We start from the raw sequence: 13,443 nt of genomic DNA, 5'->3' as shown, positions 1-13,443 counted from the left end.
AAAATTTGAGATAGATATTAGAGCGGAGTTTTTTCAAAAAGTATGCTCAAGTTGAGATCTGTAAAACAAAAACCTCAGAAGTATTCACCTTTTGTGAATCCTCTGAGGTTCTTTAATTTCTAGTTTCCATATTTCTGGTAAAAATCGACCTTGACCTGAATGAAAGTTTCGGCTTCGCGTAGTAGCTGCAGGAGGGTGGCACGGGTCTCAAACTCCTCACGTGTTTTAGGGAGACTCCGATTGCGGAAGACTTGCAGATAGCGTTCGATGTCATCAAGTAGGTCGTGAGCAGGATTGGTCTGACTTAGCTGGACAGCAATCTTTGAAAAGAGCTGGGCCAAAATCAAACTCTCACTTGCGGCCAGGTGGCAGGTATTGATCTGCTGGGCCATATTTCGCAGGATACGGCTTTGGCGCTGTCTCATCTCAAAGTAGTGGATGTGGTAGTCTGTCTGGTGAAAGAGGTGGTCTGAGTGATCCAAATAGACTAGCTTGAGGGCCTCATCAAGGAGTTCATCTAATTCGTCAACGAGTTGGGCGCGATTGCGCCCGTCTCCTCTTGACAGATAGTATTTAAAGCGAAGCAGGATATCTTTTAACTTTTCTTCGACCTGAAGGTGGTAGTTTTGGATGGCTTTCTCACGAGAGGGCATATAAAGGTTGACCAATAGAGCAAAGCTTGTTCCGATGAGAAAGAGGAGCACTTCATTGAGCAGGAGGGCTGGGGAAGTAGACTCCTGCACCAAGAGATGACTGACCAAGACACTGCTAGGGGTGATGCCGATTTCCCAGCCCATTTTATAGGCTAGGGGCACGTAGAGAGCCAGATAGAGGCCGAAACTCCAGATGTGAAATCCTGTCAGTTGAAAGGCTAGAACACCGATAGCGAGTGCTAGGAGCATGGAAAAGAGGCGGTTACGTGCTAATTTCAGCGTACTTCTGCGCGTGTCAGATAGGCTTAAGAGGGCGATAATTCCAGCTGAAACTGCTGATGATAAATCTAAAAAATAAGCTAGAAAACAAGCAAGGCAGGTCGCTAAGATCAGTTTTGCCGTACGTTGGGTGATAGACATGAGAATTTCCTATAATATTAGAATAAGAGTATAAAAGACAAGGCTTGGAAGACTTGTCTTAAAAAATCTATTTTTTACGTGCCGACGCGTACTCAGCTACTGCTGTAAAGAGGACGTCGGTAGAAGAGTTCAGGGCAGTTTCGCAGGAATCTTGGACGACACCGATGACAAAACCAACTCCGACTACCTGCATGGCAACATCATTTGAAATCCCAAAGAGACTACAAGCGACGGGGATGAGGAGGAGTGATCCACCAGCGATTCCAGAGGCTCCGCAGGCAGAAATGGCAGCGACGACACTGAGCACAAAGGCTGTACCAAAGTCGACAGAGATTCCCAGAGTATTGACTGCAGCTAGAGTGAGAATGTTAATGGTTACGGCTGCGCCAGCCATGTTAATAGTGGAGCCAAGGGGGATAGAAACAGAGTAGGTATCTGGATTGAGTCCGAGGTCTTGGCAGAGTTTCATGTTTACAGGAATATTAGCAGCAGAACTACGAGTAAAGAAAGCTGTAATTCCACTGACACGCAAACATTTAAAAACAAGGGGATAAGGATTTTTTCTCATAAAGAGAAAGGCAATGAGGGGATTGATGACAAGGGCCACAAAAGCCATAGTTGCAATCAAGAGTCCTAGCAAAATTCCGTAGTTAGCAAGGCTGGTAATTCCTTTATCAGAGATGGTCTTGAAGACCAAGCCCATAATTCCGAAAGGAGCCAAATTGATAATCCACTCCACAATCTTGGAAGTTACTCCTGCCATGGTTTTGAGCAATTCCTTGCTGTTTTTACTAGCTTCTCTCATAGCAAGTCCAAAGACAACAGCCCATGATAGAATTCCAATATAGTTGGCTTTGACGACGGCGTTGAGGGGATTGTCCACGAGATTCAGCAGGAGGTTGCTGAGAACTTGACCGATGCCGTCTGGTGGGGCAATCTCTGTGCTCGCACTGCTGAGAGTAATCTGAACGGGGAAGAGAAAACTAGCCAGTACAGCAATCAAGGCAGCTGCAAAGGTACCGAGTAGATAGAGAAAAATAACGGTCTTCATATTGGTATCTTGCCCTTTTTGATGTTGTGAGAGGGCATTTGCGACGAGGGTAAAGACCAAGACAGGAGCAATGGCTTTCAGACCCCCAACGAATAGGTCACCGAGAATGCCAATACCTGACAAACTAGGGAAAAGCAAACCTAGGGAGGCTCCAAGAAGCATGCCGATTAGGATACGTTTGATGAGGCTGGCCTTGTTCCAGGCACGAATGATTTTTTTCATAAATAGTCTCCTTCAAAGTGTATTGTTTATGATTATAGTATAAATATGCCGTTGAGGCAAGTCTTTTTTTGAGTTTGGGGGAATATCGGAATATTTATAAGGAATTTGAACGGGATGATTTGTGGTATAATACTAAAAAGGAGTTTTGTATGCAAGAATTTTTTCAACGTTATCTTGATAAATTGGATGTAACAACTGTATTAGAGAATGTCTTGACCAAGGTGATTTCTCTTTTAATTTTGTTTTTGTTATTTTATATAGCTAAAAAGATGCTTCATGCGACTGTCCGAAAGATTGTCAAGCCCTCGCTTAAATTTTCAAATCGGGATGCAGGCAGACAAAAGACCATCTCACGTTTGCTTGAAAATATCTTTAACTATACCCTTTATTTCTTTTTGATTTACTGTATCTTGTCTATTTTGGGTTTGCCAGTTTCTAGCCTCCTTGCTGGTGCGGGGATTGCTGGGGTTGCCATTGGGATGGGCGCACAAGGTTTTCTGTCTGATGTTATCAATGGTTTCTTTATCCTCTTTGAACGCCAGCTCGATGTGGGTGATGAAGTAGTTCTCACCAATGGACCGATTACCGTATCCGGAAAGGTCGTTAGTGTAGGAATTCGTACGACCCAACTTCGCAGTGACGACCAAGCCCTTCACTTTGTTCCCAACCGAAATATCACTGTTGTTAGCAACTTCTCTCGTACAGAGTAGGTCTGCTATTTTGGCAGATTTGTGGTACAATAGAAAGAGTTTGGTAAAGGAGAGAGTATGCTATTTGTAGAGAAAAAACTAGGTCATGATTGTACCTGGATAGACCTTGATGTGGACAAGATTAAAAACATGGAAGATCTTTCTGACGTCTATGGATTGGACAAGGAAACCATCGAGTATGCTCTAGATAGAAATGAGCGAGCCCACATGGATTATAACCGTGAAACGGGGACGGTAACCTTCATTTATAATGTTCTTGATTTAGAAAAAGACAAGGAATATTATGAAGCGATTCCGATGACCTTTATCGTTGAAAAACAACGGTTGATCACTATCAGCAATCACAAGAATACTTATGTGATTAAACGCATGGCAACCTACCTTGAAAGCCATGAAATCATTTCAATCTACAAATTTCTTTTTGCCAGTTTAGAGATTATTAGTAATGCTTATTATCCAGTTATTGAAGAGATGGATAAAAGTAAGGATGAAATCAGTGCACTTCTTCGTCAAAAAACAACTAAAAAAAATCTTTTTGCCCTCTCTGACTTGGAAACCGGTATGGTTTACTTGACAGCTGCTGCCAAACAAAATCGTCTCCTCTTGGAACATATCCAAGGGCATGCTCTTTATCGCAATCTTAATGAGGTAGAAAGAGAGCAGTTTGATGATGCTATGATTGAAGCCCATCAGTTGGTTTCGATGACAGACTTGATTTCTCAAGTTTTGCAACAACTCTCAGCCTCTTACAACAACATCCTAAATAATAATTTGAATGATAATTTGACAACTTTGACAATTATCTCAGTCTTGCTAGCTATCCTTGCGGTTATTACAGGATTCTTCGGAATGAATGTTCCCTTACCGTTTACAGATGAACCAAATGCTTGGATTTATATTTTGATAGCTAGTCTCATTTTATGGGCAGTCTTAGCTCAATGTTTAAAGAAAATTGCTAGAAATTAAAAAAAGGAGCCAGAATGGCGATTGAAAACTATATGCCAGATTTTGCTGTGGAAGCAGTCTATGATCTGACAGTCCCAAGCCTGCAGGCGCAGGGAATCAAGGCTGTTTTGGTCGATTTGGACAATACCCTCATTGCTTGGAACAACCCTGATGGGACGCCAGAGATGAAGCAATGGCTACATGACCTTCGGGACGCGGGCATTCGCATCATCGTGGTCTCAAATAACACCAAAAAACGGGTCCAACGAGCAGTTGAAAAGTTTGGGATTGATTACGTTTATTGGGCCTTGAAGCCTTTCACATTTGGGATTGACCGTGCCATGAAGGAATTTCACTATGAGAAAAATGAAGTGGTCATGGTCGGCGACCAACTCATGACGGATATTCGGGCCGCGCATCGTGCAGGCATTCGCTCAATCTTAGTCAAACCCTTGGTCCAACATGACTCGATCAAAACGCAGATCAACCGAGCTCGCGAGCGCCGTATCATGCGAAAAATCACTGAAAAGTACGGACCGATTACATATAAAAAAGGAATTTAACTATGGAAGAAATTCTCTGTATTGGTTGTGGAGCAACCATTCAGACGACAGACAAGGCTGGTCTTGGTTTCACTCCCCAGTCGGCACTTGAAAAAGGTTTGGAGACTGGCGAAGTCTATTGCCAACGCTGTTTCCGTCTCCGTCATTACAATGAAATCACAGATGTTCAGTTGACGGACGATGATTTCCTCAAACTCTTGCACGAGGTGGGAGACAGTGATGCCTTAGTGGTCAATGTCATTGATATCTTTGACTTTAATGGCTCTGTCATCCCAGGCTTGCCACGCTTTGTATCGGGCAATGATGTTCTCTTGGTGGGAAATAAAAAAGATATCCTGCCCAAGTCTGTTAAACCGGGCAAGATTAGCCAGTGGCTCATGGAGCGTGCCCACGAAGAAGGACTTCGTCCAGTCGATGTCGTCTTAACTTCGGCACAAAACAAACATGCCATTAAGGAAGTCATTGACAAGATTGAACACTACCGTAAGGGCCGCAATGTCTACGTGGTCGGTGTGACCAACGTTGGAAAGTCAACTCTCATCAACGCTATTATCCAAGAAATCACAGGTGACCAGAATGTCATCACGACTTCGCGTTTCCCAGGGACAACCTTGGACAAGATCGAGATTCCGCTTGACGACGGATCTTATATCTACGATACACCAGGGATTATCCACCGCCACCAGATGGCCCACTACTTGACGGCCAAAAACCTCAAGTATGTCAGCCCTAAAAAGGAAATCAAGCCAAAAACCTATCAACTCAATCCTGAACAAACCCTGTTTCTAGGTGGTCTCGGACGGTTTGACTTTATCGCAGGAGAAAAGCAAGGATTTACTGCTTTCTTTGACAATGAACTCAAACTCCACCGTACCAAGCTTGAAGGCGCTAGTGCCTTTTATGACAAGCATCTGGGAACCCTTCTAACTCCACCAAATAGCAAGGAAAAAGAAGATTTTCCAAAACTTGTTCAACATGTCTTTACCATCAAGGACAAGACTGACCTAGTCATCTCAGGCCTAGGCTGGATCCGCGTAACAGGCACCGCCAAAGTCGCCGTCTGGGCACCAGAAGGCGTCGCCGTCGTCACACGAAAAGCAATCATTTAAACACAGAAAGGAAAGAGTTGTCTGGATTCGGGCGAGCCCTGCGAGCCCATAACGAATACTTTTCGCTGTGGTGTCAGTTGGTACAATAACTTGTACCAACTGCGGAAAATTTGAGACCTTAGGCTCAAATTTTAGTCATGAAAGTCCGAAGGACTTTGCTGACGTCCGTCACCACTTCAGAAAAGTATAAAAAGAAACTCTTTTTAAGAAATTATGTCATTAACATCGAAACAACGTGCCTTCCTCAACAGCCAGGCACACACCCTCAAACCTATCATCCAAATCGGGAAAAATGGACTCAACGACCAAATCAAAACCAGCGTCCGTCAAGCTCTTGACGCTCGTGAATTGATCAAGGTAACGCTCTTACAAAACACAGATGAAAACATCCACGAAGTAGCTGAAATCTTGGAAGAAGAAATTGGTGTAGATACTGTCCAGAAAATCGGACGCATCTTGATTTTGTATAAACAATCTAGCAAGAAAGAAAATCGCAAGATTTCTAAAAAAGTCAAAGAAATCTAAAACCTACTCCAAACAACTGTTTTTACAGAGAATTAAAGGAAGACGAGCCTATGGCAATCGAATTATTGACTCCCTTTACCAAGGTAGAGTTGGAGCCAGAAATCAAGGAGAAAAAACGCAAACAAGTCGGGATCTTAGGGGGAAATTTTAACCCTGTTCACAATGCCCATCTTGTTGTGGCGGACCAAGTACGACAACAGTTAGGACTAGACCAGGTCTTGATTATGCCCGAATACCAACCTCCTCACGTAGATAAAAAGGAAACCATCCCTGAGCACCACCGCCTCAAGATGCTTGAGTTGGCGATTGAGGGGATTGAAGGACTAGCCATTGAAACTATTGAGCTAGAGCGCAAGGGCATTTCCTACACCTACGACACCATGAAGATTTTGACCGAGCAACATCCAGACACGGATTATTATTTCATTATCGGAGCGGATATGGTGGACTATCTGCCTAAATGGTATCGAATTGATGAGCTGGTCGACATGGTTCAGTTTGTGGGGGTTCAGCGTCCACGCTACAAGGCTGGGACTTCCTATCCAGTTATCTGGGTGGATGTGCCTCTCATGGACATCTCGTCCAGCATGGTGCGTGACTTCATTGCCCAAGGACGAACACCTAACTTTCTATTACCACAGCCAGTGCTAGACTACATCGAGAAGGAGGGGCTCTACTGATGACCTATCAAGACTATATCAACTGTTCCCGAGAGGCTTTGTTGGAAAGAATGGCAGAGCTTCTACCTGAAAAACGTTTAACCCATTGTTTGGGGGTGGAGCGTGCAGCCATAGAGCTTGCCCAACGCTTCGGAGTTGATGCTGAGAAAGCTGGTCTAGCAGGCCTTCTTCATGATTATGCTAAAAAGTTGTCAGATCAGGAATTTCTGGATTTGATTGACCGTTACCAGCTAGACCCTGACCTCAACAACTGGGGTAATAATGTATGGCATGGCATGGTTGGTATCTACAAGATTCAGGAAGATTTGGATTTGCATGATCCTGAAATCCTGCGAGCTATTGAAATCCATACAGTCGGTGCTGGTCAGATGACCGAGCTAGATAAGGTCATCTATGTAGCCGACTATATCGAGCACAATCGTGCCTTTCCAGGAGTGGACCAGGCGCGTGAGATTGCAGGTTCATCACTCAATAAGGCAGTAGCCTATGAGACAGCGCGAACTGTGGAACATTTGGCTCATCAGGGATTCCCCATCTATCCCCAAACCCTTGAAACCTATAACGCCTTTGTGCACTATTTGAAAGAGGACTAAATGAAGGAAAAAGAATTACTAGAACTAGTCGTGAAAGCGGCTGATGAGAAACGTGCTGAGGATATCCTTGCACTTGATGTACAAGATTTGACCAGCGTGACAGACTACTTTGTTATCGCTAGCTCGATGAATAGCCGTCAGTTGGACGCAATCGCTGATAACATCCGTGAAAAAGTAGCGGAAGCAGGCTTTAAAGGTAGCCATGTTGAAGGCGATGCAGCTGGAGGTTGGGTTTTATTGGACCTCGGTGGTGTCGTCGTGCATATCTTTTCAGAAGAAATGCGTGCCCACTATATCCTTGAAAAACTATGGCATGAGGCGGATTCTGTAGATATTTCAGAAGCCTTGGCCTAGTAGATGAACTCAGTTGCAGTCAACTGGGTTTCTTTGCTTATTTTTAGAAGAAAATTGATAGAAAGGTAAAGGGCGCCGTGTTTGGTTGATGTTGAAACTGAACACGAACTCAAGCTGTGAGAAAAAGAGTAACCTTCCCTTGTACCTGATGATACGGCAGAAAGTTTCTATTTTCTCTTAGCTTTTAACGCTCTTTGTATCTTAGAAAGGATTTGAACCCGCCCTGTAATCGTCGGAAAATAGATAGCCTTCCTTGGAGCTCGGCTCCATCGTCAAGCTCCTAATTTTCATTCCGATTACGGGCGGACTTGGTATCATGAATATGGCAACTTATGAAACCTTTGCGGCGGTCTATGATGCGGTCATGGATGACAGTTTATACGATAAATGGACGAATTTTTCTCTGCGTCATTTGCCTAAGACCAAGGAGAGAAAGAAGCTTTTGGAATTGGCTTGTGGGACAGGCATCCAGTCTGTGCGCTTTTCTCAAGCTGGCTTTGATGTGACGGGGCTTGACTTGAGCGCAGATATGCTGAAGATTGCTGAAAAGAGAGCAACATCAGCCAAGCAAAAGATTGATTTTATTGAAGGCAATATGCTGGATTTATCTAAGGCAGGTCAATACGACTTTGTCACGTGTTATTCGGACTCTATCTGCTACATGCAGGATGAGGTGGAAGTAGGGGATGTCTTTAAGGAAGTGTATAATGCCCTCAATGAAGATGGAGTCTTTATCTTTGATGTGCATTCGACTTACCAGACAGATGAAGTTTTTCCAGGCTATTCTTACCATGAAAATGCGGAAGATTTTGCCATGCTTTGGGACACCTATGAGGACGAAGTTCCTCACTCCATCGTGCATGAGTTGACTTTCTTTGTCAAGGAGGCTGACGGTTCCTTTAGTCGCTACGATGAAGTGCATGAGGAGAGAACTTATGAGGTTTTGACCTATGATATTTTGCTGGAACAAGCTGGTTTCAAGTCCTTCAAACTCTATGCGGACTTTGAGGATGAGGAGCCAACAGAAACTAGCACCCGTTGGTTTTTTGTAGTGCAGAAGTAGGAGGTTATCTTGACCATCACAGGTATTATCGCAGAGTTCAATCCTTTCCATAATGGGCATAAATACCTGCTGGATCAGGCGGAGGGACTGAAAATCGTTGCCATGTCTGGAAATTTCATGCAGCGTGGAGAGCCTGCTATCGTGGACAAGTGGACTCGGGCTCAGATGGCGCTGGAAAATGGCGCGGATCTGGTAGTGGAATTACCCTTTTTAGTCAGTGTTCAGGCAGCGGATTTCTTTGGACAAGGAGCAGTAGATATCTTGGATCGGTTGGGCATTGATAGCCTAGCTTTTGGGACAGAGGAAGTTCTGGACTACCAGAAAATTGCTGACTTATACACAGAGCAAGGTGCTAAGATGGAGAAATTTGTGGAAAATCTGTCTGATTCCCTCTCCTATCCCCAGAAAACCCAAGCCATGTGGAAGGAATTTGCTGGTCTTGATTTTTCAGGCAACACTCCCAACCATGTCCTTGCTCTGGCCTATGCCAAGGCAGTTGCAGGGCGCAAAATCAAACTTGAGCCGATTCAGCGTCAGGGAGCGGGTTATCATTCTGTGGACAAGGAGGTGAATTTTGCCTCTGCAACAGCCCTCCGTCAGCTCCAGAGGGACAAAGATTTCTTAGAACGCTTTATGCCTTCTGTTGCTCTCTTTGAGCAGGCCAGTAAGGTGAGCTGGGATGACTATTTTTCATTGCTCCGCTATCAAATCTTGTCAAACTCAGACCTAACGACCATCTATCAGGTCAATCAAGAAATGGCTGTGCGCATCAAGGAAGCTATCAAGACGGCTCAGTCTGCTGACGAATTGGTCGAGGCGGTTGCGACCAAGCGTTATACCAAGGCGCGTGTCAGACGCCTCTTGACCTATATCTTGGTGCAGGCCAGAGAAAGCGACTTGCCAGAAGGTATCCATGTCCTTGGCTTTACCGAAAAAGGCAGACAACATCTCAAGTCACTGAAAGAGCAGATCCATCTAGTCAGCCGAATTGGCAAAGAACCTTGGGATGCTATGACTCAAAAGGCAGACCAGATTTACCAACTAGGACACCTAAGTATAGTAGAGCAGAATTTCGGAAGAGCGCCGATTAGAATGGAAATAAGTGGAAACTGTAGTGGGTGACATATATCGAAGCATAGAGGGAATCAGATTGATTCTCTCTTTTGTCATGTTTAAAGCTATGAAAATTCAGGTTTTGACATTGCCAAAGTTCTAACAATCAAAAGCATTTCGTTTAATGACTATGATACGGTTGGTAGTGGCTTCCTGTTTTGTATGAGAACAGGGTGTTCCAAAGCGTTAATAATCTTGTCCCCATCTGTATCTTTCGAAAACATCTGAAAAACGATTAAAAGTATGGGATTTACAAAAGAAATGATCTCTTCTAATGATGGTTTGGTCATTTTTTATTGGAAGTATTAATGGGCTTGATTTCGAAAATCGTAAGAGAATTTCAATCATTTGAACCTTAAAAGCGAATTTTAGGTAAAAATTAAGCGTTTTCATTGATCGCTTCTAGTATAACTGCTTGAAAAGGAAGGATCGTTTTGGTAAAATGACAAATGGTGTATACTAGATAAAAACGACTGGTATATCCCAGATGGGATCTGCTTTTTCTGAGTCAAAGGGATAAAAACTGAGACTGACTGCGGCTTTTATTGGCTTTGGTTTTGAGAGAGCAGCGCAACTACGCTTTGTTAATGGTCATGAGGTTAACAAAGGGTCGCAATTGGATAAAAGAAAGGAATAGAATGTTTCGAAGTAAAAAATTTAACAAAGATTTCGAGATCGTAGATGAGAAAAAGCGTTATAAGCTTTACAAGTCGGGTAAAAACTGGGTAAAAGCCTCGAACTCTCAATTGGATCTCTTCCGTATCGGTGGGATGGGCGAAGTTGTCTCTAGTACCCTGTCAGACACTGAAGAACTTGATCACGCACACCTTAGTTTTAACACGCTAGCGGGTATAGGGGGAATCCTGGCCGCGGGAGCTGCAGGATTTGTGATGACTCAAGAGCAAACTGTTTATGCGGATGAAACATCTGAGTATACAGAAAAGGATAAAACAGTCATCGCAGCTGAACCAAAAGCAGCTGAAACAACTGAAACAAGTACTAACTCAATCATCGCTCAAGCGCAAGCAGAAGTAAAGAAAGCTCAAGCAGAACAAGCATCTGCCTCAGCTTCCGTATCAGTCAGTCAATCTGTTGAGGCTCAAGCGAGTGCGAGTCAGTCAGCTTCAGTCAGTCAATCTGCCTCAGCAAGTCAGTCAGCATCTGCAAGTGCTTCAACATCAGCAAGTCAGTCAACTGCTCCAGCATCTGAGTCAGCGAGCCAATCAACATCAGCTCCTACATCAGTCTCAGCAAGTACAAAAGCATCTGCATCAGTAAGCTCTACACCATCAGCGTCAGCAAGCGCTCCAGCACCTGCCTCTGTAGTTGAGAGTACATCAGCTGTTAGCGAACCATCAGCTCAAGCTTCTGTGTCTACCTCAACTTCTGCATCGCTCAACCTTAAGGTTAACCCTGCAGCAAGTCTTGTATCAGGCAGTGCTAACCAAAGTTTGGCAAGCGCAGCTCTTAGCGCTAGCCAAGCAACAACGACCAGCAACAATATCGCAGCTGGTGTTGTAGCGGATAAGAACCAAGCCCAAGGTAAGGATACAACCAAGCAGGCTGAGAAGGATCAAAAAGCAGACAAGCAAGTAACTACTGCGCCTAAAACAGGTTATTCTGGATTCCGTATAAGGGGGGGGATTCCAGATAATGTCTATGATGGTTACGGGTCATATATAACAACTACACCAGTAAATAAGTATGCTACTAACAATCCAATTCCTAATCAAACAGCTTACAAACCAATGCCGAGAACCTCCATTTACTTCCACCATAGTAGCAATAGCAACTACAGTGGTTCTTGGACAACGGCAGATCTTGCGAGGCGTGATTTCGTACTTACAGAAATATCTGCTGATCGTCTCAAGCAAGCAGGCCTACAATATGAATTGGGTGTAGAGCAAATTCGCAGTGAAAACGGAAGAGAGGTTGGTTACCTACCACGCTTGACCATCTGGGGAACGCCGAAACCTATTCAAGGAAATTTTGTGAGCCTCCAAGTAACAACGCGTCCGCAGGGTGGTTCACTTGATAGAACTCCGTTTAACTTTTATGTTAATCGTGACCCTCAATATGAGAGGGAATCCACATCGACATCTAAAAGTATAATAGAGTCAGCAAGAAGATCAGTATCTGCAAGTCAATCAGCATCAAGCTCAGCAAATGCGAGCCGTTCAGCGAGTGCGTCGCTTAGAGCAAGTCGCTCAGCCTCAGCCAGCATAAGCTCAAGCCGTTCAGCGAGTGCATCGCTTAGAGCAAGTCGCTCAGCCTCAGCAAGTGTAAGCTCAAGCCGTTCGGCCAGTGCATCGCTTAGCGCAAGTCGTTCAGCCTCAGCGAGCGTAAGCTCAAGCCGTTCAGCGAGTGCATCGCTTAGAGCAAGTCGCTCAGCCTCAGCAAGTGTAAGCTCAAGCCGTTCAGCGAGTGCATCGCTATGTGCAAGTCGCTCAGCTTCAGCGAGCGTAAGTTCAAGCCGTTCGGCCAGTGCATCGCTTAGCGCAAGTCGCTCAGCCTCAGCGAGCGTAAGCTCAAGCCGTTCAGCGAGTGCATCGCTTAGTGCAAGTCGCTCAGCTTCAGCAAGTGTAAGCTCAAGCCGTTCAGCGAGTGCATCGCTTAGTGCAAGCCGCTCAGCTTCAGCAAGTGCAAGCGTAAGTGCATCAGTAAGCGCAAGCCAAAGCGCTTCAGCATCAGTAAGTGCAAGTCACTCAGCATCTGTATCAGCAAGCCAATCAGCATCAAGCTCAGCAACAGCAAGTCAAAGTACTTCAGCATCAGTAAGTGCAAGCCAATCAGCTTCAGCATCTAACAACCAGAACTCAGCTTCTATCTCAGCAAGCGCGAGCCACTCTGCGTCAGTATCAGCAAGCCAAAGCGCTTCAGCATCAGTAAGCTCAAGCCAATCAGCATCAAGCTCAGCAAGTGCGAGTCAAAGTGCCTCAGCAAGTGCAAGTGTAAGTGCATCAGTAAGTGCAAGCATCAGTGCAAGCCAATCAGCATCTGTATCAGCTAGCCAATCAGCTTCAGTATCAGCAAGTCAAAGTACTTCAGCATCAGTAAGCGCCAGCCAAAGTGCTTCAGCTTCAGCATCTAACAACCAGAACTCAGCTTCTATCTCAGCAAGCGCGAGCCACTCTGCGTCAGTATCAGCAAGCCAAAGCGCTTCAGCATCAGTAAGTGCAAGCCAATCAGCATCTGTATCAGCTAGCCAATCAGCTTCAGCTTCAGTATCTGCAAGTCAAAGTACTTCAGCATCAGTAAGCGCGAGCCAAAGTGCTTCAGCTTCAGCATCTAACAACCAGAACTCAGCTTCTATCTCAGCAAGCGCGAGCCACTCTGCGTCAGTATCAGCAAGCCAAAGCGCTTCAGCATCAGTATCAGCTAGTCAATCAGCTTCAGCATCAGTATCTGCAAGCCAAAGCACTTCAGCATCAGTATCTGCAAG

General features: G+C 44.7%; 13 protein-coding genes. 11 read left to right on the top strand and 2 right to left on the bottom strand.

What is annotated here, in order from left to right:
• Positions 1-119 precede the first annotated feature (119 nt).
• Entirely contained in the window at positions 120-1,073 is a 954-nt protein-coding gene (locus B7705_RS00945) for an aromatic acid exporter family protein (RefSeq protein ID WP_084946953.1), read from the bottom strand.
• Between the two features lie 67 nt (positions 1,074-1,140).
• On the bottom strand, positions 1,141-2,346 hold the full coding sequence (sstT, locus tag B7705_RS00940) for a serine/threonine transporter SstT (protein WP_084946951.1): 1,206 nt from the start codon (positions 2,344-2,346) through the stop codon (positions 1,141-1,143).
• A gap of 149 nt (positions 2,347-2,495) precedes the next feature.
• Between sstT and B7705_RS00935 the strand changes: the two genes are divergently transcribed.
• The 11 genes from B7705_RS00935 to B7705_RS10060 form a co-directional block, all read left to right on the top strand.
• Positions 2,496-3,056, top strand: a complete 561-nt coding sequence (locus tag B7705_RS00935; RefSeq protein WP_084946949.1) for a mechanosensitive ion channel family protein — start codon at positions 2,496-2,498, stop codon at positions 3,054-3,056.
• A 57-nt stretch (positions 3,057-3,113) separates the two neighbouring features.
• Positions 3,114-4,022 (top strand): magnesium transporter CorA family protein, encoded by a 909-nt coding sequence (locus tag B7705_RS00930; protein WP_000899717.1) that lies wholly within the window; start codon positions 3,114-3,116, stop codon positions 4,020-4,022.
• A 14-nt stretch (positions 4,023-4,036) separates the two neighbouring features.
• Positions 4,037-4,564, top strand: coding sequence for a YqeG family HAD IIIA-type phosphatase (locus tag B7705_RS00925; RefSeq protein WP_084946947.1), 528 nt, complete (start codon positions 4,037-4,039; stop codon positions 4,562-4,564).
• A gap of 2 nt (positions 4,565-4,566) precedes the next feature.
• Positions 4,567-5,673, top strand: coding sequence for a ribosome biogenesis GTPase YqeH (yqeH, locus tag B7705_RS00920; protein ID WP_084946945.1), 1,107 nt, complete (start codon positions 4,567-4,569; stop codon positions 5,671-5,673).
• Positions 5,674-5,886: 213 nt separating this feature from the next.
• Entirely contained in the window at positions 5,887-6,198 is a 312-nt protein-coding gene (gene yhbY, locus B7705_RS00915; RefSeq protein WP_000060171.1) for a ribosome assembly RNA-binding protein YhbY, read from the top strand.
• A 50-nt stretch (positions 6,199-6,248) separates the two neighbouring features.
• Complete coding sequence (locus B7705_RS00910) at positions 6,249-6,878, top strand: nicotinate-nucleotide adenylyltransferase (protein ID WP_084946941.1); 630 nt, start codon at positions 6,249-6,251, stop codon at positions 6,876-6,878.
• On the top strand, positions 6,878-7,471 hold the full coding sequence (gene yqeK / locus B7705_RS00905) for a bis(5'-nucleosyl)-tetraphosphatase (symmetrical) YqeK (protein ID WP_084946940.1): 594 nt from the start codon (positions 6,878-6,880) through the stop codon (positions 7,469-7,471). The genes B7705_RS00910 and yqeK overlap by 1 nt, the downstream gene beginning before the upstream one ends.
• Entirely contained in the window at positions 7,472-7,825 is a 354-nt protein-coding gene (rsfS, locus tag B7705_RS00900) for a ribosome silencing factor (protein WP_084946938.1), read from the top strand.
• 322 nt (positions 7,826-8,147) lie between these two features.
• Positions 8,148-8,888: a class I SAM-dependent DNA methyltransferase gene (locus B7705_RS00895; protein WP_345789016.1), complete on the top strand. Its 741-nt coding sequence runs from the start codon at positions 8,148-8,150 to the stop codon at positions 8,886-8,888.
• 9 nt (positions 8,889-8,897) lie between these two features.
• On the top strand, positions 8,898-10,010 hold the full coding sequence (locus B7705_RS00890; RefSeq protein ID WP_084946935.1) for a nucleotidyltransferase: 1,113 nt from the start codon (positions 8,898-8,900) through the stop codon (positions 10,008-10,010).
• Positions 10,011-10,639: 629 nt separating this feature from the next.
• Positions 10,640-13,443 (top strand): KxYKxGKxW signal peptide domain-containing protein (locus B7705_RS10060; protein ID WP_193431900.1); only part of this gene is annotated, 2,804 nt, incomplete at its 3' end.

This window comes from Streptococcus oralis subsp. dentisani (assembly GCF_002096685.1).
Taxonomy (GTDB): domain Bacteria; phylum Bacillota; class Bacilli; order Lactobacillales; family Streptococcaceae; genus Streptococcus; species Streptococcus oralis_AD.
The sequence above is the reverse complement of the archived record's forward strand: the minus strand, read 5'-3'. Positions and strand labels throughout refer to the sequence as shown.

Excerpts from the sequence above, each read along its gene's own strand:
- B7705_RS00945 (WP_084946953.1), bottom strand. The coding sequence starts at position 1,073 with ATGTCTATCACCCAACGTACGGCAAAACTGATCTTAGCGACCTGCCTT.
- sstT (WP_084946951.1), bottom strand. The coding sequence starts at position 2,346 with ATGAAAAAAATCATTCGTGCCTGGAACAAGGCCAGCCTCATCAAACGT.
- B7705_RS00935 (WP_084946949.1), top strand. The coding sequence starts at position 2,496 with ATGCAAGAATTTTTTCAACGTTATCTTGATAAATTGGATGTAACAACT.
- B7705_RS00930 (WP_000899717.1), top strand. The coding sequence starts at position 3,114 with ATGCTATTTGTAGAGAAAAAACTAGGTCATGATTGTACCTGGATAGAC.
- B7705_RS00925 (WP_084946947.1), top strand. The coding sequence starts at position 4,037 with ATGGCGATTGAAAACTATATGCCAGATTTTGCTGTGGAAGCAGTCTAT.
- yqeH (WP_084946945.1), top strand. The coding sequence starts at position 4,567 with ATGGAAGAAATTCTCTGTATTGGTTGTGGAGCAACCATTCAGACGACA.
- yhbY (WP_000060171.1), top strand. The coding sequence starts at position 5,887 with ATGTCATTAACATCGAAACAACGTGCCTTCCTCAACAGCCAGGCACAC.
- B7705_RS00910 (WP_084946941.1), top strand. The coding sequence starts at position 6,249 with ATGGCAATCGAATTATTGACTCCCTTTACCAAGGTAGAGTTGGAGCCA.
- yqeK (WP_084946940.1), top strand. The coding sequence starts at position 6,878 with ATGACCTATCAAGACTATATCAACTGTTCCCGAGAGGCTTTGTTGGAA.
- rsfS (WP_084946938.1), top strand. The coding sequence starts at position 7,472 with ATGAAGGAAAAAGAATTACTAGAACTAGTCGTGAAAGCGGCTGATGAG.
- B7705_RS00895 (WP_345789016.1), top strand. The coding sequence starts at position 8,148 with ATGGCAACTTATGAAACCTTTGCGGCGGTCTATGATGCGGTCATGGAT.